Annotated in this window: 20 protein-coding genes and 2 pseudogenes; 9 read left to right on the top strand and 13 right to left on the bottom strand. The window is 35.6% G+C overall.

The features are described 5' to 3' along the window. Positions 1 to 73: 73 nt before the first annotated feature. Positions 74 to 277, bottom strand: coding sequence for a hypothetical protein (locus ACODS7_RS26070; RefSeq protein WP_000559971.1), 204 nt, complete (start codon positions 275 to 277; stop codon positions 74 to 76). Between the two features lie 593 nt (positions 278 to 870). Between ACODS7_RS26070 and spx the strand changes: the two genes are divergently transcribed. Continuing rightward, entirely contained in the window at positions 871 to 1,266 is a 396-nt protein-coding gene (gene spx, locus ACODS7_RS26065; protein ID WP_000258267.1) for a transcriptional regulator Spx, read from the top strand. Positions 1,267 to 1,315: 49 nt separating this feature from the next. Here spx and ACODS7_RS26060 read toward each other — a convergent pair whose 3' ends face one another. After that, positions 1,316 to 1,990 (bottom strand): TerC family protein, encoded by a 675-nt coding sequence (locus ACODS7_RS26060; protein ID WP_016082468.1) that lies wholly within the window; start codon positions 1,988 to 1,990, stop codon positions 1,316 to 1,318. Between the two features lie 344 nt (positions 1,991 to 2,334). On the opposite strand from ACODS7_RS26060, the gene mecA reads away from it, so the two are divergent. The 4 genes from mecA to pepF all read left to right on the top strand — a co-directional run bounded on the left by mecA (position 2,335) and on the right by pepF (position 7,838). Next, positions 2,335 to 3,018 (top strand): adaptor protein MecA, encoded by a 684-nt coding sequence (mecA, locus tag ACODS7_RS26055; protein ID WP_016082467.1) that lies wholly within the window; start codon positions 2,335 to 2,337, stop codon positions 3,016 to 3,018. 72 nt (positions 3,019 to 3,090) lie between these two features. Further along, positions 3,091 to 4,635 (top strand): cardiolipin synthase, encoded by a 1,545-nt coding sequence (locus tag ACODS7_RS26050; protein ID WP_048564985.1) that lies wholly within the window; start codon positions 3,091 to 3,093, stop codon positions 4,633 to 4,635. An 80-nt stretch (positions 4,636 to 4,715) separates the two neighbouring features. Further along, positions 4,716 to 5,960: a competence protein CoiA gene (locus ACODS7_RS26045; protein ID WP_016082465.1), complete on the top strand. Its 1,245-nt coding sequence runs from the start codon at positions 4,716 to 4,718 to the stop codon at positions 5,958 to 5,960. Positions 5,961 to 6,011: 51 nt separating this feature from the next. Then, positions 6,012 to 7,838 carry an oligoendopeptidase F gene (gene pepF / locus ACODS7_RS26040; RefSeq protein WP_029442141.1) on the top strand — a complete coding sequence of 609 codons (1,827 nt, stop codon included), beginning with the start codon at positions 6,012 to 6,014 and terminating at the stop codon, positions 7,836 to 7,838. Between the two features lie 131 nt (positions 7,839 to 7,969). Here pepF and ACODS7_RS26035 read toward each other — a convergent pair whose 3' ends face one another. From ACODS7_RS26035 to ACODS7_RS26020, 4 genes are all read right to left on the bottom strand, one after another. Further along, positions 7,970 to 8,143: a hypothetical protein gene (locus ACODS7_RS26035; RefSeq protein ID WP_000750354.1), complete on the bottom strand. Its 174-nt coding sequence runs from the start codon at positions 8,141 to 8,143 to the stop codon at positions 7,970 to 7,972. Positions 8,144 to 8,372: 229 nt separating this feature from the next. Then, the gene (locus ACODS7_RS26030; RefSeq protein WP_243169049.1) at positions 8,373 to 9,266 is read right to left on the bottom strand and encodes a ClpXP adapter SpxH family protein; all 894 of its coding nucleotides are present in this window, start codon (positions 9,264 to 9,266) and stop codon (positions 8,373 to 8,375) included. After that, positions 9,266 to 9,664, bottom strand: a complete 399-nt coding sequence (locus ACODS7_RS26025; RefSeq protein WP_000043386.1) for a globin domain-containing protein — start codon at positions 9,662 to 9,664, stop codon at positions 9,266 to 9,268. The genes ACODS7_RS26030 and ACODS7_RS26025 overlap by 1 nt, the downstream gene beginning before the upstream one ends. A 168-nt stretch (positions 9,665 to 9,832) precedes the next feature. Continuing rightward, on the bottom strand, positions 9,833 to 10,411 hold the full coding sequence (locus ACODS7_RS26020) for a CYTH domain-containing protein (RefSeq protein WP_000191122.1): 579 nt from the start codon (positions 10,409 to 10,411) through the stop codon (positions 9,833 to 9,835). 144 nt (positions 10,412 to 10,555) lie between these two features. Here ACODS7_RS26020 and ACODS7_RS26015 point away from each other — a divergent pair, with 144 nt between their 5' ends. The 4 genes from ACODS7_RS26015 to ACODS7_RS26000 are packed head-to-tail and all read left to right on the top strand — an operon-like array spanning position 10,556 to position 13,320. After that, positions 10,556 to 10,927, top strand: coding sequence for a UPF0738 family protein (locus ACODS7_RS26015; RefSeq protein ID WP_001180003.1), 372 nt, complete (start codon positions 10,556 to 10,558; stop codon positions 10,925 to 10,927). Between the two features lie 30 nt (positions 10,928 to 10,957). After that, a complete protein-coding gene (gene yjbM / locus ACODS7_RS26010; protein ID WP_001081482.1) occupies positions 10,958 to 11,596 on the top strand; it encodes a GTP diphosphokinase in 639 nt (212 codons plus the stop codon). 18 nt (positions 11,597 to 11,614) lie between these two features. Beyond that, positions 11,615 to 12,412 (top strand): NAD kinase, encoded by a 798-nt coding sequence (locus ACODS7_RS26005; protein WP_000673190.1) that lies wholly within the window; start codon positions 11,615 to 11,617, stop codon positions 12,410 to 12,412. A gap of 14 nt (positions 12,413 to 12,426) precedes the next feature. Further along, complete coding sequence (locus tag ACODS7_RS26000; RefSeq protein WP_029442142.1) at positions 12,427 to 13,320, top strand: RluA family pseudouridine synthase; 894 nt, start codon at positions 12,427 to 12,429, stop codon at positions 13,318 to 13,320. Between the two features lie 48 nt (positions 13,321 to 13,368). Here the strand turns inward: ACODS7_RS26000 and ACODS7_RS25995 are convergent, their stop codons facing one another. The 7 genes and pseudogenes from ACODS7_RS25995 to bclA form a co-directional block, all read right to left on the bottom strand. Then, complete coding sequence (locus ACODS7_RS25995; RefSeq protein ID WP_029442143.1) at positions 13,369 to 14,757, bottom strand: peptidase G2 autoproteolytic cleavage domain-containing protein; 1,389 nt, start codon at positions 14,755 to 14,757, stop codon at positions 13,369 to 13,371. A gap of 136 nt (positions 14,758 to 14,893) precedes the next feature. Next, positions 14,894 to 15,634, bottom strand: coding sequence for a bis(5'-nucleosyl)-tetraphosphatase PrpE (gene prpE / locus ACODS7_RS25990; RefSeq protein WP_029442144.1), 741 nt, complete (start codon positions 15,632 to 15,634; stop codon positions 14,894 to 14,896). Positions 15,635 to 15,710: 76 nt separating this feature from the next. Next, positions 15,711 to 16,871: an FtsW/RodA/SpoVE family cell cycle protein gene (locus ACODS7_RS25985; protein WP_000654703.1), complete on the bottom strand. Its 1,161-nt coding sequence runs from the start codon at positions 16,869 to 16,871 to the stop codon at positions 15,711 to 15,713. A 118-nt stretch (positions 16,872 to 16,989) separates the two neighbouring features. Continuing rightward, complete coding sequence (locus ACODS7_RS25980) at positions 16,990 to 17,916, bottom strand: glycosyltransferase family 2 protein (protein WP_029442145.1); 927 nt, start codon at positions 17,914 to 17,916, stop codon at positions 16,990 to 16,992. A 13-nt stretch (positions 17,917 to 17,929) separates the two neighbouring features. Beyond that, a pseudogene (locus ACODS7_RS25975) lies at positions 17,930 to 18,681 on the bottom strand (class I SAM-dependent methyltransferase). 214 nt (positions 18,682 to 18,895) lie between these two features. Further along, positions 18,896 to 19,741 (bottom strand): TylF/MycF family methyltransferase, encoded by an 846-nt coding sequence (locus tag ACODS7_RS25970; RefSeq protein WP_029442147.1) that lies wholly within the window; start codon positions 19,739 to 19,741, stop codon positions 18,896 to 18,898. A gap of 122 nt (positions 19,742 to 19,863) precedes the next feature. After that, a pseudogene (gene bclA / locus ACODS7_RS25965) lies at positions 19,864 to 20,354 on the bottom strand (collagen-like exosporium glycoprotein BclA); the annotation flags it as partial.

The following is a 20,354-nucleotide window of genomic DNA, read 5'->3' as shown; positions in this document are numbered from 1 at the left end:
CTTTTATCAAGCTGCCTAATGAAATAACCGTGTCTAACTTTTAGGGGTCACTTCATAACTACCTGCTTTTTTTTTAATATGTGCGTTTCTTATAAATGCCTTTTCCGCCAACTTGATTCCAGCCGGATTGTACATCCAAACTTTTGTTAACAAACTTCATTTTTTCTTTTCCACCAAAGAGCTTTTCGCCGATGCTATTTGTAATAACACCAATCAATGCTGTTATTCCGATGATGAGGGCAGCAACCGTAATAAAATCAATAAAAAAAGCAATCATTTGCAAACTCCCCCTTTGCCTGTCTGTATGTTTATTGTATGAGATAAAAAATGAAAAAGAAAGAAATGTCAGAAAAATTTTTAGTTTACTTTAGAAATCGTGTAGACAAGAGGGAGAATGTTTGTTAAGATTAGAACAGACGTTCCTTTTTATTCTCATTTACATAGTCTTACATTTCTTAATTGAATTATCAAGAAAAAGTAAGAAAACGTTCTCTTTTTCATAGGGAAGATTATAGATAAATAACTATATATTATATGAAAAATCTATGGGAAGTGAGTATTAAAGGGATTGAAAGTTATTGTTAAAGTACAGCTGAAGTGAGCGTAATCATGTTACATAGCAGTGGAATACACGGAAGAGTTTTCTCAACTAGCAGGAAATTTACTGTATATTTCTTGCAAAATCTATTGTATAATGATTATAGAAGTTACTTATTAAAAGTAATTGTTGTTTATTATAAGTTGTTGCTTACATGAAATGCGATTTTTGTACTTTTCAATAAGACAAGTTATCGCGAAAAATTGCTGAAGTTAGAAATTAAAACTGTATTTAGTACAGAATTTGTACTCTTTAAGGAGAGTGAGCTTTGTATGGTAACATTATATAGTTCTCCAAGCTGTACGTCTTGTAGAAAGGCGAAATTATGGCTAGAGGAAAATCATATTCCTTATACAGAACGTAATATTTTCTCAGATCCATTAACGATTGAGGAAATTAAAGAGATTTTACGTATGACAGAAAGCGGAACGGATGAGATTATTTCTACTCGTTCGAAAGTTTTCCAAGAATTGAATGTAAACTTAGAATCTTTACCACTTCAAGATTTATATAAGATGATTCGTGATTATCCAGGGATTTTACGTCGTCCAATTATGATTGACGAGAAACGCCTTCAAGTTGGTTACAACGAAGACGAAATTCGCCGTTTCTTACCACGTACAGTAAGAACGTTCCAATTACGTGAAGCACAACGTCTTGTAAATTAATTATAATAATATGAAAACCTTCTACCTATTATATAGTAGAAGGTTTTTTTTAATGTTTCACATTGCGTAATCGAACTTGTTTTACGATAAAGCCGATGCATAAAATAGTGAAAATGAACAAATAAGGAATGCTTGCAGTGAAACTTGGGTTGTTATGAAAAAAGGTTGTAAGTCTGTCTTCATGTGTAACCATTTTCCCTGCAGTATAGGCAAGAATCGCTGCACCGCAATAAATGAGGAATGGAAATCGTTCCATAAGTATTAAAATAAGTTTACTGCCCCAAATAATAATAGGGATAGAAATGAGTAAGCCGATTATGACGAGTAAAAATCTCCCGTGAGCTGCACCTGCGATGGCAATAACATTATCAAACCCCATAACGAGATCCGCGAAAACAATTGTCCGCACAGCTTGGAATAAAGTTGTTTTTCCTTGAATAGCAGAAAGGTCGTTGTTATCATCAGTTAATAAATTGACCGCAATTAATGTAAGTAAAACCCCGCCAATCAATTGTAGAAATGGAATGTCGAGTAAATAGACAGCTAGTATAGTAAGGACAATTCTTAGTACGATTGCTAAAAGAGTACCAATCAAAATAGCTTTATTTCGTTTTGATTCAGGTAAATTTCGGCTGGCTAGTGCGATGACGATTGCATTGTCACCACCTAATACAACATCGATACCGACAATCATTAGTACGGATGTTAAAAACTCTAAGTCCATTCGTCTGCCTCCATTTATGATGTTTTAATAAGCGAACTATATGTATGTGATGAAGAAAGTTGTTGTTAAATAATCTCTTCCAATAGAAGTTTCACTTTATTACAGTGTACGGGGGAATGTGGAAATGTATGTCCAAATTTTTTGTGAATAAGAAATCGCTATAATAATATATTTATGTAGAGGATCGAGTAAGGTAGGCATATAACTATTTTTGTAAAATAAATCGATTTTATTTCCCTTCTGGAGAATCTTATCATAAAATGAGAGTACAAGAATCTATTGATTTGTCATATGAGTGGGGAATCCCTTCATAACAATTCTAAGCAGGAAGGGAGAGTTGTATTTTGGATATTGAAAGAATTAATGATCATACGATGAAATTTTTTATTACGTACATTGATATAGAGGACAGAGGATTTAATCGTGAAGAAATTTGGTATGATCGCGAACGAAGTGAAGAGCTCTTTTGGGAGATGATGGACGAAGCTCGTGATCATGACGATTTCTTTATTGATGGGCCGTTATGGATTCAAGTGCAAGCAGTCGATAAAGGGATTGAAGTACTTGTCACGAAAGCAGAGCTTTCAAAGGATGGACAAAAGCTGGAACTACCGATAGGGGTAGACAAAATTATAGATATTCCTCTAGATGAAGGCATCGAATCGTTATTTCAACAAGAATTAGTCGAAGAGGTAGAAGAACAAACAGGAACAAACTTTAATGAAGATGGTACGTTTGGCTTTTTAATTAAATTTAATGATTTTGAAGATGTCATTTCATTAAGTCATCGTCTTATCTTTGAAGATATAAAAGATGAGCTGCATTCATTTGAGGACCGCTATTATGTATATGTGGAATTCGATGAAGTGCTACATGATGAAGAAGAAATCGATCGTATTTTAAGTATTATTTTAGAATATGGAGAAGAATCAACTTTAACAATTCATCGTGTAAGTGAGTATGGGAAACAAATTGTGAAAGAGCATGCGCTTGAAACGATTCGCAATAATTTTCCTGCTAAAACGTAGGCCGATTTCTGTAGTATGAAATCGGCTTTTTATATGAAGAATAGGAAAGCTTTCTTAGTTAGGAGGTAAGAGATGAAAAATACGTTAAAGCTGATCTTCTTTGTCCTGCTATTGTTCGCATTATTTGTTTCGTTACGTATGTTTATTGATGTAGCATTTTATTCAGATGTGATTGGGATAAAAGATGTTTCGATTTTAGGTATTATTAGTATTTTGTTTACAGTATCTGCATTTTTGATTGGTTGTGTTATTTTCTTAGAAAATCGGCATCCATCTAAAACACTTACATGGTTAATTGTGTTAGGTATTTTTCCGGTATTTGGCTTCTTTGCTTATTTATTATTTGGACAAAATTTTCGGAGAAAAAGAATGTTTCAAAAGAAGGCATTACTCGATGAACAGGCATTTTTACAATATAAAGGGCATGAAGATCATGAAGAAAGAATTTTGCGCAATCACAAACATCAGGAGCTATTATTTCGTTTAGCAGATCGATTAGGTGCTTTAAATATTTCATTTCAAACTGAAACGAGAACATTAACAAATGGAGATGAAACGTTTCGGGCTATTTTAGATGGGCTAAAACGAGCGAAACATCACATTCATATGGAATATTACATTGTGCGTGATGATAAATTAGGAACAGAAATTAAAGATATTTTAATACAAAAATCAAACGAGGGCGTTGTTGTTCGCTTTTTATATGATGCGGTTGGAAGTTTTAAGTTATCGAAATCGTATATTGATGAATTAAACGATGCAGGTGTAGAAATGATTCCGTTCTTTCCTGTGCGCTTTCCGATTTTAAACGATAAGATTAATTATCGAAATCATAGGAAAATTGTTGTGATTGATGGGAACGAAGGGTTTGTAGGCGGATTAAATATCGGTGATGAGTATTTAGGGAAAAATAAATATTTTGGCTTCTGGCGAGACACGCATTTGTATTTACGTGGTGAAGCGGTTCAAAGTTTACAGCTTATTTTCCTTCAAGATTGGTTTTATATGACTGGAGAGGCTGTGCTAGCCCCTGAATATTTACAAGCAAAAGCAGTTGAGGGTGATCATTGGGGAGGAGTGCAGTTAGTCGCAGGTGGCCCTGATAATAAGTGGGAAACGATTAAGCATTTATATTTCGCAATGATCGCTTCTGCTCGGAAATCTATTTGGATTGCAACGCCGTATTTTATTCCGGATGATGATATTTTATCCGCATTAAAGGTTGCTGCACTTGCTGGTATTGATGTTCGTTTATTAATGCCGAGTAAACCCGATAAGCGTACTGTCTTTTACGCATCGAGATCGTACTTCCCAGAGCTTTTAGACGCAGGAGTAAAGATATATGAATACGAAAAAGGTTTTCTTCATAGTAAAATTGTCATCGTTGATTCTGATTTAGCTTCAATTGGGACAGCTAATATGGATATGAGAAGTTTTCATTTGAATTTTGAAGTAAATGCCTTTTTATATGATACAGATAGCATTAAAAGACTTGTTCAAGACTTTAAAGATGACTTAGAAGAATCAAGTGAAATTCATGTTGATCATTTTCATAAAAGACGTCTTCATAGACGAATTGTTGAATCAACGTATCGGTTATTATCACCTTTATTATAAAAAGAGATGTCCGAAATTGGGACATCTCTTTTTTAAAAGGAATTTGTAACAAATTGTAGAATATAAGGAGCTGAAAGGGTGTGATTACGATATTTATCGCTAAAAGAGAAACCGGAGAAAAAATTCATTTACTCTATAATTGTAATGAAGAGCTTTTGCGCCGTATGCGCCAACAGGAACGATTCTTTTGTGTAGCTTGTGGAAAGGAAGTGCAAATGAAATTAGGAAAACAAAAAAGTTGGCATTTTGCTCATAAAAAAGTGGATTCATGTCTTGCCTTTTATGAAGCGGAATCAACGTATCATATGCACGGTAAAGAATTGTTATATAGATGGTTCAAACATCAAAACTTTCAGGTGGATATAGAGTACTACCTTCCAGAAATTAAGCAACGACCAGATGTTTTTGTAGAGAGGGCGGGCAGAAAAATTGCAATTGAATACCAATGCGCAAACCTCGCTATAGAGCAGCTGTATAAAAGAACATATTCGTATTGGCAAGCTGGTATACAGGTCATTTGGATCGCTGGTGGAAATCAATTGAAAAAGCAATCTGCATATTGGATGAAATTCTCCTCACTTATGGCTTTCTCCTTACAATCTTATCCTCAACCATTTCTTATTTTCTTCTGTTCGAAAGAAAAATCATTTATGAAATGTGCATTTGTCACTCCATTTTCTACAAACATCTTTTTCGCGCATACTGTATATTTACCAACCGATAAAACTACTTTTGAAATGCTTTTTTCTCCGGTTCCTTTCGAGAAAGAAATACTAAGGGAAGAGTGGAAGAAGAGAAAGAAATACTTTCGCCAAAATGCCCTGCCGATTTGGAATTATAATTATAAGTCATTATTACGCCTCTTATATCAATTTAAATGTACCCCAGCGAGCTTTCCTTCTGAAATTGGTGTTCCACTTCCTTCTGGATTTGCTTTTCAAACAAACCCATTTATATGGCAAGCTTTTCTATATATGAAGTGTATAGGGGAGCTTGCAGTAGGAGAGTGTATTTCTCTTCAATACGTGTGTAGTTATGTAAAAAGGTATACGAAAAGGCGGATACTTCCGTACTTTTCACAGCAAACATGGAAAGTGGCAGTTAATGAATATATGACATTTTTATGCTATATAGGTGTATTGCATAAAGTGGGAACTTATACGTACCGAAAAATAAGGGGTGTAGTGATGTTAAAAACAGAGGAGGAAATTATGAAACATGATGAGATTTGCTTAATACATGCGCTATCTTTATTTGAGGCAAATTTTAACATGAGAGGAGGAAAAGGGGATATAATAAAGAATGATTGTGAAGGAATTACATAAGAAAAAAACGAATTGTACTTAAGTAGAGATATTTAAAGGAGGGCTTAAAGGATGTCTGAACAAAACAAAGCGAAAGCATTACCAGATCGCAACGAGATTGAAGAAGCAAGTACGTGGCGATTAGAAGATATTTTCCAAACGGATGCAGAATGGGAAAAAGAATTCCAGGCTATTAAAGAGCTATTGCCGAAGTTAACTGAATTTAAAGGGAAACTTGGTGACTCTGCGGACAATTTACTTGAGGCATTGCAATATGAAGATGAAATTTCAATGCGATTAGGTAAGCTATATACATATGCTCATATGCGTTACGATCAAGATACAACAAACTCTGTATATCAAGCATTAAATGATCGCGCAACAAATTTATATTCACAAGTATCTAGTAGCACAGCGTATATTGTGCCTGAAATTTTATTGATTTCAGAAGATACACTGCAAACATTCTTGAAGGAAAATAGAGATTTAAGTGTATATGAACATGCATTAGAAGAAATTACACGTCAACGCCCGCACGTATTATCAGAAGCTGAGGAAGCTTTATTAGCGGAAGCATCTGAAGTAATGAGTTCATCAAGCAATACTTTCGGTATGTTGAATAACGCGGATTTAAAATTCCCATCTATTAAAGGTGAAGACGGAGAAGAAATAGAAATTACACATGGTCGTTACATTCAGTTTTTAGAAAGTGATGATCCTCGTGTTCGCGAAGATGCATTTAAAGCTGTATATGAAACGTATGGGAAATTTAAAAACACATTCGCAAGTACGTTAAGCGGAGCAGTAAAACGTAATAATTTCAATGCACGTGTTCGTAAATATGATTCTGCTCGCCAAGCTGCACTGAGCAATAATAATATTCCGGAAGCAGTATACGATCAACTCGTTGAAACGGTAAATGACAATTTACATTTATTACACCGTTACATCGATATTCGTAAGCGTGCATTAGGACTTGATGAGCTTCATATGTATGATTTATATACACCACTTGTACCAGAAGTGAAAATGAATGTGAAATACGAAGAAGCGCAAGACCTTTTATTAAAATCTTTAAACGTACTTGGTGATGAATATGTTGATATTTTGAAGGAAGCATATGAAAATCGCTGGGTAGATGTGTATGAGAATAAAGGAAAACGAAGCGGGGCATATTCATCTGGTGCATATGGAACAAATCCGTATATTTTAATGAACTGGCATGATAATGTAAATAATTTATTTACACTTGCTCATGAGTTTGGTCATTCGGTGCATAGTTACTATACAAGAAAAACACAACCGCACGTATATGGTGATTATTCCATCTTCGTAGCAGAAGTGGCATCAACTTGTAATGAAGCGCTTCTAAATGATTATTTACTAAAAACGACAGAAGATAAGAAAGAGCGTCTATATTTATTAAATCATTATTTAGAAGGATTCCGTGGTACTGTATTCCGTCAAACGATGTTTGCAGAGTTTGAACATATTATTCATAAGAAAGTACAAGAAGGACATGCAGTTACGCCAGATATGCTAACGGAAATCTACTACGATTTAAATAAGAAATATTTCGGTGAGGCTTTAGTAATCGACGAAGAGATTGGTTTAGAATGGTCTCGTATTCCGCACTTCTACTACAACTATTACGTATATCAATACGCAACAGGATTTAGTGCAGCGACAGCTCTATCTAAACAGATTTTAGAAGAAGGACAACCAGCAGTAGAACGTTATATTAACGAGTTCTTAAAAGCAGGAAGCTCTGATTATCCAATTGAAGTGCTGAAAAAAGCAGGAGTAGATATGGCATCTCCTGAACCAGTAAAAGAGGCATTACAAGTATTTGAAGAGAAATTAAATGAGTTAGAAGCATTATTATTTGAAGAAAAGTAATGAAAAAAGACGAGGGATTGTACCCTCGTCTTTTTTGTTGAATAGATTATATGTCGATGTTTGTCGAAAAAACAAGGTGGATTTCTTTGTTTTTTTAACTGAAAGGATAGTTTTACGGCTGATTTTTGAAATTAAAACCCTTTGAATCGTTTTTTATGATTGAAATAAGAGAGAGTGATCACGATGATTCCGAATAAAAGAGGTAAGGCAATAATTTTAGGAAAAGCTTGTAGCAGAGAGAGGATGTACAAGAAAAAAGAAACGATGACAGCTAGAAAGAGAAGAGCAATATAAGATTTTTTCATAAATAAACCCCCTAAATGACCTTTTTTATAGCTTATTCAAAAATGAAAACGTTTAGAATGTGACAAAAGTGTGAAATTCGACAAAAGGGGTTGTCATCTGGCGTCGAATCTTGTAATATAATAAGCGTGAACGAATTCACATACAAACATATACCCCTTTGTTTGAACGTGAAAATTTCTCCCATCCCCTTTAATATTTTTATAAGCCGTAAAGAAAAAGACCTGGTGTTTACACCAGGTCTTTTTCTTTTGCTATCCATTTCCAATAACGTTCGCATTTTACTTCAATCATTTGTACTTTTCGTTTCAGTTGTAATTTTTTAAGTTCGCGCTCAATTTCTTGTTGCGAACAGTCATAAATAAATGCTACTTCTTTTGAAGATATAAATTGTGTTGCTTCTAGTAACACTTCTAAAGGTGGTAATGGTTCTGGCTCAATTTCACATTTTACAAGTTCTTTTAATAATTGTACGTATACATCGTAGGAATAATTTCCAGCGATTTTAATACCTTCTTCATCTGAATTCGCATGAAAAAAGACGAGGGAGGGTATTTCTGTAATATGCATCTCATTCGTGAATTTCAAGTCACATTGGAAAGCTTTTTTTGCACTAGCAGAATGTAGATCTTTTTTAAATTCTTCTACATCAATATTGCTATCTTTCGCACATGCAAGTAATAGTTCGCAGTCAGGGTTTGATACATTTTCAAGGAAAATGTATTCTTGGAGTTTTCGCAAAAACTTCGAACCTGCTTTTCGGCCCTGTAACTCCGCTACCTTAATTGCCATCGAAACTAAATATGGTGTTGACGATGCTTCTTGCATATGTACCTTTCCATCACATGAAAAACCTTGTAAACTTGTTGTCTTTTCCCACACAAATCGAATATTAGCAGGTTTATTCCATTTGTGTGAGGAAGCGTTCGTTCCATCCACTTTTCCTGTTACGATATGACGAATAGAGAAGTATTTCCCGTATTCAAGCCATAGTTTAATAATAAAAGGCTCAATTTCCCAGCAATCTTTACAAAGTGGATCAATAAATAAATATGCTTCTACAGACTTATGCTCGCATGCGGAAGGAGATGGCATATTTATATGCTTTGCTTCCTGCTTATCCATTACACTTCACCTGTTTCGTTTGGAGTATTAACCATATGCTGAGCGGTTAATGCTAAACGTTCAAAAACAAACTCTCTTATATGACCATGCACCCCAGTATCGTCCATTGCTTGCTCCATACATGATAGCCAAGCCTCTGCTCGTTTTGGAGTAATCTCAAACGGAAGATGGCGTGCTCTTAACATAGGATGACCATGTTCTTCAGTGTACAAATTAGGACCACCTAAATATTGTGTTAAAAATTGCTTCTGCTTCCTAGCGGTTTCTGTTAAATCTTCCGGGAAGATGGGAGATAAGTCAGGGTGTTTACTGACATAGGAATAAAATGTATCTACTAATATTGCAATGCATTGCTCACCGCCAATTGCTTCAAATGGTGTCATCGGTTGCTTGCTCATCCTTTATAAACTCCTTTTTCCATGAAATGTATATCTATTGTAGCAATGGAATGTTCGAGAGGGCAAATAAACAGCCTTCTCAAACATTCTTTGCTTATTCTACGGATGTAAATTTTTTTAGTGAGGTATATCCACTAGCGAAACATATTCACTAGTGGAATTTTCACTTTAGCGTGCTTTGTTTTGTTTGGCAAGGAAAAAGCGTTTTACTTTGTTATTTGTATGACGAACAGGTATGTTATGTTGCGTTAATAAATGAATAAATGCAGCTTTTCCTGTTTCTTCATCTTGCACTTCAAATTCAATTTCATAATCATCGTGATTGTAATAGAAACTATGATCAAAGACAAGCGTTCCACCTTTAAATAATGTTTCGGCTCTTTCTGTTGTTAAACTACCCATATATGTTAAAGCAGAAACAGGAATTTGTAATTTGTGTAGTTGATCTACTACTGCTCCTTGAATGATTGTGTTTGTTTCCATCATCATTTTTGCTTCGTCTTCTGTTACGACTTGATGCGTTTCTAATAAGCCGATTTCTGCAGGTTGTTTCAACGTTAACGTATAAGTTTCTCCTTTATGACGAATACGAAGTGCAGAGCCAGCTTCTTTTAAAGAGAAGTCAGGTGTTTCAAAGTAGTGATTCACTTGTTTCGTAAATGCTTCAATAGAAAACGATTTACATAATGTATCGAATTCTTCTTTTGTAACGATATTTTTGAATTCAATTTCAATTTCTTGTGTCATTGTATGATCTCCTTTTGAAAAATAATTCTTTACACATTATCGCTTTTTCATAAATTTGGTTCAATGTTTTATTTGTTTGAGTCCATGTTATGATACAATAATACTGTTAAGTAAGACAGGAAGTTGAGATGGAGGAGTTAGAGCATGCAAAATAAAATCCAAGTTAAGAGCGTAGAAAAGAGAGAGAATGCTCTTATTTTTTGTGCGGAAAATAGTGAAATAGAGGTAAAGGAGTTAAGTGCGCGTAATCACGTACTTGTAGACTCAGACAATTTATCATTTTTATATATCTTAGAAAACGAATCATCTTTCATTTATGTAAGTATTCCGCACACATGCTGGGAAGCAATGCATGAAGCGATGAATAATGATGTGGTCATGTTCGTCCGCGTGAATGACATTGAAATGGAATTAGAAGGATTAAAAGAAGAAGTAGAATATTTAGTTGAAAATATTGAAGGTAATGCAAATTACGGAGAAGAACTAGTAACTGCTGTAGAAAAAGTATTTCTATAAGCAAATGGATTGATTTTGGTGGTGGTTGAAATGAATCGAAATTGGGAAGAATTTTTAGCACCTTACCACCAAGCGGTGGCAGAGCTGAAAGTGAAACTAAAAGGAATGCGTACTCAATTTGCAATGTTAACAGAGCATTCTCCAATTGAGTTTGTAACAGGAAGGGTAAAGTCGGTTGCAAGTATTATTGATAAAGCGGAGAAGAGAAATGTACCGCTAGACCGATTGAGAGAAGATATGCAGGATATTGCTGGGCTTAGAATGATGTGTCAATTTGTTGATGAGATTAAGCCTGTTGTAGAATATCTTCGAAAACGAAATGACTTTGAAATCGTGGAAGAACGTGATTATGTCACGCAAAAGAAAGATAGCGGTTATCGTTCTTATCATGTTGTCATTAGTTATCCTGTTCAAACGATTCAGGGTGAACAAAAAGTATTGGTAGAAATCCAAATACGCACGCTAGCAATGAACTTTTGGGCAACAATTGAGCATTCTTTAAATTATAAATATAGTGGACGTTTTCCTGAAGATATTAAAATACGCTTGCAACGTGCAGCTGAAGCGGCGTTTTTATTAGATGAAGAAATGTCTTCTATTCGTCTTGAAATTCAAGAAGCGCAAAAGGCTTTTTCAAGAAAGCAAGAAACGAAAGATTCCGAATCATAAACTAAAGGGTGTTGGGCGATGAAATTTACAATTATGTCAAAGGGAGATCAATCATCAGATACACTGGCAAGCACGATGAAAGAGTACTTGCTAGATTTTGGATTTATAATGGATGAAAAGGAACCCGATATTGTAATTTCTGTTGGGGGAGATGGAACGCTTTTGTATGCGTTTCATCGTTATTATAATCGATTGGATGAAACAGCATTTGTTGGTGTACATACAGGACATTTAGGTTTCTATGCAGATTGGTTACCGACAGAAGTAGAGAAATTAGTAATTGCGATTGCAAAAACACCATTCCAAGTGGTGGAATATCCGCTTTTAGAAGTTATTATTCGCTATGTGAATGGAAGTAAAGAGTCACAGTATTTAGCGATGAATGAAGCGACTGTAAAAAGTGCAGAAGGTACATTAGTAACAGAAGTAGAAATACGCGGAGAATATTTTGAAACATTCCGCGGGGACGGCCTTTGTATTTCTACTCCTTCAGGAAGTACTGCGTATAATAAAGCGCTTGGCGGAGCAATTATTCACCCATCTATTGAAGCGATTCAAATTGCAGAAATGGCGTCCATTAACAATCGTGTGTTTCGTACTGTAGGATCGCCACTCGTATTGCCGAAGCATCATACATGTGTGTTAAAGCCGGCTGCAGGAATGAACTTACAAATTACAGTGGATCATTTAACGATGGTTCATCAAGATGTGAAATCAATCCAGTATCGCGTCGCAAACGAGAAAGTACGATTTGTTCGTTTCCGCCCGTTCCCGTTCTGGAAACGAGTTCGTGACTCGTTTGTTGCAGATAAATAGAAAGGGTTATATATTTGAACAGATTTACATTGAAATGGGATATAGGGCTGGCTGAAGAGGGAACTTTAGTTAGGGAATTTTTGAAAACGAAAGGTATTTCTAAAGCCGCTTTAACGGATATAAAGTTTCACGGCGGGGCAATTGAAGTAAATAGTCAACATGCGAGTGTTCGTCATCAGTTGCGCGCTGGTGAAGAATTACGTGTCTTTTTTCCAGTGGAGGAAAGAAGTGAAGGGATGATGGCAGAAGATATCCCTTTATGCATTGTATATGAAGATGATGCGGTTCTTATCATTAATAAAGAGGCGAACATGTCAACGATTCCGTCTAGAGAACATCCGACAGGGAGTGTTGCCAATGCGATTTTATCTCATTATGATAAGCAGCATCTGGCAAGTACAGTGCACATTGTAACACGGTTAGATCGTGATACTTCAGGGCTTATGCTTATTGCAAAAAATCGTTTCGTGCATCATCTTTTATCGAAGCAACATCAACAAAAAGCTGTGAAACGAACGTATGAAGCAATTGTTCACGGTGAGATGGTAGAACGAGAAGGAATGATTGATGCGCCAATTGGTCGAAAATCTGATAGCATTATTGAGCGAACGGTTTGTGAGGATGGACAAAGGGCAGTTACTCATTTTAAAGTAATTGATAGTACATATCATAAGACACATGTAGCGCTTGAGCTTGAGACAGGAAGAACGCATCAAATTCGTGTGCATATGGCTCATATAGGACATCCATTACTCGGTGATAACTTATATGGAGGAAGAAGAGATGAAATGAAACGGCAAGCACTTCATAGTAAATCTTTGACGTTTTATCATCCTATTTTAGAGAAAGAAATGTCTTTCTCTATAAAGATTCCAAGCGATATGCAAGAATTACTTATGAATACTTAAAAAGGGAGCAAAATTCTTATATTATAAAGAATTTTGCTCCCTTTTTTCTTAGCGGAATAATATTAAAATTTGGTTTTCACCCGTACGCTTTATAACGAAAAATCCACTTTCGGCTTTTGTAGCAATGCCATTGTCATTTGGACGACAATATCCATGCGTTTCGCAAGTGCCGTCATCACGTACTAATATTTGCCCAATTAATCCGACAGGAAGCCACTCCGCGCGATCTTTTCTTGCTACATATTTGCAAGCTGGATCCCATTCTGTATTTAAAAGAGGTTGTATTTCTTCGGTTTCCGTCCATACATATTGGCGTTTTCCAAAGTTATCTGTTTTATAACGTTTTTGCCAACTTAAAGCCCCGCTATTTCCTATAAGTGCAGGGGTTGCACTAGATATTCCTAAAATGAACGAATCGTGTGAAGTAGCGATCCGAATTTTTTCTTCGCTACTAAATGTAACGAAATAACCGATATCAATAGGCTTATGGTCTTCTGTTTCAAACATTTGTGCAAAATCCGTTCCGCTTGCATTGTAAGACGCGCCCTCAATGTACATTTCTCCATTATGGGCAAGCCATTTAGCACCGATATTATGGTCGGTGTCGTTTACACCATTTGCAATAAACCAAGAATAAGCTTCTTCTGCAGTGCCGAAGCGCCCCATAATATGGCTACCTGCAAAATGAGCTGTTGATGTATGATGACCTTCCGCATGAGAAGAGGATCCGTTAGCGATAGTTGCGGTTCCTTCTGCGTGTGCTGCTTCGCCTAAAGCAATCGTCTGTTTACCCTCCGCATGAGAATAAGCACCGCCTGCTGTCGTTTCACTTCCCTCACTATGCGAACTATGTCCAGTTGCTTTTGAGTTTGATCCTTCTGCATGAGAGAAAGAACCTTTTGCGTGTGTTAATAAGCCTTCCGCATGTGCTGCCATGCCCTCCGCATGAGAGTGAAGCCCTTCCGCATATGCATATCGGCCGCCCCTTTTAACTTTTGTATTTTCAGGTGTAGGCGTCTCAATTATGAGTGGTTTTTCAGTTTGTATATCATTCGATGAAGCTAATGCTTCTTTTATTTTTTTTACTTTGTTTATAATAGCAGCTGGAATTTCTGGTTCCACTTTTTTATTTATTGCTGCAGAAATATTTTCTTCCGCCTTTTCTTCTGTTTGGTTAGAATGTAGTACCTGTTCATCTTGATTTGAGAGCTGTTTATTTTTTTGTTGCATCTTTATTTTTTTACGATCGATTATGCGGCTCATCACAGCATTTTCTAAAGAGACATATGTTGGTTTTACTTTGCTTTTTTTTGATGACTCTTGTTCTTCCAGCTCTTCTATCGCTGCAGCCCGAATACTACACCAGTTGTTAATTCCGTACATGGGCAGATATAAAGGGGGAAATTTTCTTTTTTGTTTAGAAGATTTTTTCTTCATTCTGTCACCTCCTGCGACATTATATGTAGGGTAATTAAAAAAAGATGCACTTTATTGCATCTTTTTTTAATTACTTTACCTAGTTTTATATGAAATCTGCCTAAATAATACAGTAATCTCTCGCTAAGTAAGGTAGTTATGAAATTGGACGGAATTTCTCAGCGACAAAAGGTAACGAAGAAGGGACAGAGATAGTCTCCATTTCAGGATAACGTAATCCGGTTAATTTGCCTCCAAATACAGCACCAGTATCAATATTGACTGTCTGATTGACGAATCGAGGTTCTTTTACTGGTGTATGTCCATATACAATCCAAGCTTGTCCCTTGTATTCTTGCGCCCAATCGCGACGGACAGGTGAGCCATCGGCATGCTTTTCTCCTGTAATATCGCCATATAATACAAAGGTTTGTACTTTTTTATCTCGTCTTCCTATGTAATCTTGCTGAATCCCAGCGTGACATACGATTACTCTTTTTTTATCTAGTATGTGGTAGAGCGGTGATTGCTCATAAAGAGTGATAAACTTTTCTTTTATAATGTTTTGCTTATGAGAAGGAAGTGCCTCATATTCAGCAACAGTTGTTTCAAGTCCGTGAGCGATTGTTACATTACGCCCAAGGAAAAATCGATATAGTTTATTACAGTGATTTCCAGGAGCGTAATAAGCTTCTTTTTTATGTATGACAAGTTCCCATACAATTTCAATCATACGTAATGAATGAGGACCACGGTCTGTAATATCACCAACGAATGCAAGTTTACGTTGTTCAGGGTGAATCGGTAGACCGCTACTCCAGTTATATCCTAGTTTCTCTGTTAAATTTTGAAACTCTTGGAAGCATCCATGAATATCTCCTATAATGTCATATTTCATATTTAAACCTCCATCGTATTTTTCATTAGTATATCTAAAAAAAGATAGAGATAAAAATATAGCGTTTTTCTGTTGTTCATTTAAACATAAAGATTTTCGTTCTTGAGCGAACATTTAAAATGAATCCAATCGCAATCATGTATGTAAGCAGTGAACTTCCTCCGTAGCTCATAAGAGGTAATGTTATCCCTGTAATGGGAAGTAATCCGATTGTCATCCCGATATTTTGGAATACTTGGAAAGTAAACATTCCGATTGTACCAGCGCAAATGTAACTACCGAAAGGGTCATTACTTTCTAAAGCGATATGAATCATTCGAAAAATGAGTAAGAAAAAAAGTGAAATAATGACACTTGCGCCTAGAAATCCAAATTGTTCAGCGACATTAGTGAAAATAAAATCTGTATGTGGTTCCGGAAAATATACTTGTCCATTTTCCCACCCTTTTCCTTGCATTTCTCCGGATCCAGTCGCTAAGAATGCTTGTCTTAATTGATAGCCTTGCGCATCATATTTGTAAGGTGCTAACCATCCGTAGAAGCGATTTAATTGATATTCTTTTAAAATGTGTGCTTTAAAGAAATCTGTGTGAGTAAAAAAAATATATATTAATGTAGATCCAGCCACGAAAGTACCTGAAACTAATCCGAAAATAAAACGCCATCGTATGCCAGAAACTAGTATCATTGCTGCAAGCATCGCTGAAATGACCATTGTGTTTCCTAAATCTGGTTCTTTTGCAATAAGTAGTAGTGGTGGCAAGCTTGTCGCAAATATTTTTCCAAGTAATAAAAAATCGTCACGCATTGTTCGAGAAAAATATTTCTCATTATGATTTGCTATAATTCGTCCAATGACGATAATTAAAAATAATTTCATAATTTCAGAAGGCTGAAAATTTCCGATACCTGGGAGCCTGTACCAAGCGGTAGCGCCTTTAATTGTAACAGCACCTGGTACTTGAAGTTCTAGTCCAATAAGTAGTACCATTGCAAAGCTATACAAATACCAAGCAATTTTTTGATAACGATCGAAATCAATAATCATAATAACACCAATGGCTATAAATCCAATGAAGTACCATTGGATTTGCTTTAGTACAAAATTGACGTTTTGTAAAAATGGCGGTAAAGAGGCTTGCGCACTTGCAATAGCACAACAACTAACAATCCCAATGGCAAATAAAATAAATAGTAATACGTAGTCTATTTGATATTGAGAATTTGGATCTTTCAATGTAGGTATTCCTTTCTACTGCTCTTTATAGTAATGGATTTTATAGTATGAGAAAGAATGTATGAACTATACGAATGATTCACATATAGTCCATACACTTTTAATTTTGCAGAGTAGTTTAATTGTTTAACTCTTTAATAATTATATCCAAACAATGTGAAAGACGTACATGTGCGTCAGGAAAAATATCTATTTGATGAAGATAGTATTTTAAGGAACTTTTACACCATTGGTAAGCACTAAGTAGAGCTGCTCTATAGTCCGTAGTATTTTGTAAAAAGCCATATTCTTTTGCTGTTATAACGAGGTGTGTGAAATCTTCACAACCTTGAAGGAGCTTATTGTGTATTTGTTGTCCAGCATGGTAGCGAAATTGACTTAAAGGCTCAGAAATGTATATTGCATTTCCTTTAGAAAGTAAAGAAATCCATGAGGCCATATCGACACTACAAGAATATTGTCGCTCTTTAAGGGTGCCAAAAGGCTCAGTGAGAAATTTTTTTCGGAACAAAGTAGTTGTAGGCTCACCGATAATGTTGTGCCCGCCCTTTAACATCCAATTACCTAAAAATATCCCGTTTAAGGGGGTGTCTTCACTATATAACCTTTGTGTTGGATGGGCATCACCGATTAGATTTCCACAATCATCAATACGTACTCGATAAGAAGTAACAAGAGCAAGATTTTTATTGAAATCTTGCTCAAAATAGGCCATCATTTTTTGTATTTTATGCTTATAAAACACGTCATCGTCCATTAAAAAATTTATATACTCACCATTTGATTTTTCTATGAGCATAAGGTCATTGTGAAATTGTCCTAGAGTAGGTAGATTTCGAATGTATGTTATATTTTTATAATTTGGTAAGTATTGTTCGTGTATTAAAGTTTCTGTTTCATCATTTGTACTATCATCACCGATGATGATTTCAATATTTGAATAAGTTTGTGCCAATGCACTTTCTAGAGCGATTTTGAAATAATGGGGTCGATTATAAGTGGGAATAAGGATGGAAACGAGAGGTAGATCCTTTTCACTCGTCATACATAACTTCCTTTCAGAAGCTTTTTTTTGTAAGAACAATATCTTGGTAACTTGTATATTCATGTCTGCCGCACCATAAACCATAATGCGGCTTATTGATTACTTCTAGGCCGTACTTATTCAATAGATTGTAAATATCTGTCTCAGGATAAGCAACTGCGAAGTTGGGAATATCTTTATTTACAACGTAGCAATTTTCAATTCGATCATAAAAACCTAATGTACTTTGTCCTGCATTTAAATAATAGGATGATTCAGGATTTATTAGAAAGAATGTAATGAAACATCTCCCATCTTTTTTTAATACACGTACAATTTCAGATACGTAATGTTCTAATTCTTTTGGGAGAAGATGCGTAAATACAGAAGTTAAAAAGATAAAATCGAATGTCCCGTCCTCATAGGGGAAACGATATTGAGAGGCATCTTCTTTACCCTCTGGATTATAGAATTGATTGTATATGTCAACATGTTCAAAATGAAAATTATTACGCATAGTTGAAATGTTATTTTGACACCAAGTAATCCCATCTTTAAACAAATCAAATCCATAATACGCTCCATCAGCAGTTAAGTAATTCATTAATGGTACAGCCATTCGGCCGACGCCGCAGCCTACATCTAATACTTTTTCGTTTGATTTTAAAGCGCCAATTTGAATAAAATGCTTTAGGAACTCTTTTCCAACCTTTTTGAAGTCGCCACCTACATATTGGACGAGTTCAGGAGGGGGAGTAAAGTTATTTCTTTGTCAAGTTCGCTCATGAATATGCCCCTTTCTTGTGTAAAAAGATGCAGTAAACAGTATCTGTTTTATCCAGTTGTTTGCAGTAACTCTATTAATAAAATTTTCAATTTGTAGTGAGAGAACACAGGAAAACGATTGTTATATGTAAGGAGATTCCGAAAAAATACTTTATTGGGTTAGAAGTGAGAGAAGGATGAGTGAAAATGGAATCTCCTATAGATTAAATCTTTTTTATTCTTTTCTCCAATAAACGCCAAATACATCAATTTTAGTAATAGGGGCTTTTAAATTTCGTTGATTTCTAAAGTCTGTCACAGCTTCAGCGCATGGCGGTAGCCCGTAGTCATCGATAATTATATAGCCACCTTTAGAAACTTTATCATATAAATTCACGAGACCATCCATGGTGGATTCGTACATATCACCATCAAGCCGTGCAATTGCTATTTTTTCAATTGGTGCTGTTGGTAAAGTATCTTTAAACCAACCTTTTAAAAATTTTACTTGATTATTTAGTAAATCATATTTTTTAAAATTCTCTTGTACTTGTTCTAAAGAGACGCGCAAGTAATCAAATGTGTGTAAATAATCACCGTAATCTTTTGGATATTGTTCTAGATTCGGTGCTGGCAAACCTTCAAATGAATCTGCGACCCAAACATTACGATTCGTAATGTTGTTTGCTTGTAAAAAACCATTCATAAAAATGCATGATCCTCCGCGCCATACACCTGTTTCAATAAAATCTCCTTCTATATTTTCACGAACAACGGTTTCCATTGCCTCTTGTAATTGGTTCATACGTTCTCGACCGATCATGCTATGTGCTGCTCTTGGCCAATCCACTCCATCATGACGTTCACTTTTTGAAACATTTGGTTTTACAATTTTTAAGTTATGGTTTTCGGCATATTGTTTAATGAATAAAGGGAGGGGGACTGTAACTGGTTCGAATTCTAGTTCTTTCGAAATATGTAGAGATGCGGGTAAGTATGCCTCATATTCTAACCATATTTCAAATAAAATTGTTTTCTTTAGCAATTCGAGATAAAGCTGAACAGCAGATTTACTTTCCATATTTGTGCCTCCTGCAAAATGTCATACAACAATATGATTATGTAGATAGCGAATGTTTCATGATTGAATTTGAAATTGAAAAAGCAGTAAAACTGATATCAGTTTTACTGCTAAGTAAAAAATTAAGCAACTTTTTCAATAATAATGGATGCGTTCGTACCAAGAGCTAATGATAGCCCAAGCCCTGTAACAATTACTTCAACTAATGATGGAGTTGTCGTAATTTGCGTAATTGCTTGAACAACGATAGGTGCTCCAACTGAGATTAAAGTGGCCCCAGTACCTGGAACAGATACCCCATTTACTTGGATTGTAAGTCCTCCTAATAGACTTATTGCCGCAGTATATACGATAACAGTGATTTTATAGAATCCAGTTTCACTAATTACGAAAGTATCAGGATCTAATTGAGAAATTGCTGTGCCAAACTGAGATCCAACAGTATTAAATGGTACTGGATCATTAATTCCAAAATCTAATGAAATCCCACCGGAGTTAAATGCATACAATCCTGCTGGAAGCCCTAGTCCGGATGGTCCAGTAGGCCCGGTAGGTCCAGTAGGTCCAGTAGCCCCAGTGTCACCAGTAGGCCCGGTAGGTCCAGTAGCCCCAG

Source organism: Bacillus sp. FG16 (assembly GCF_057809515.1).
Note: the sequence above shows the minus strand (reverse complement) of the source record. Positions and strands in the feature narration are given on the sequence as shown.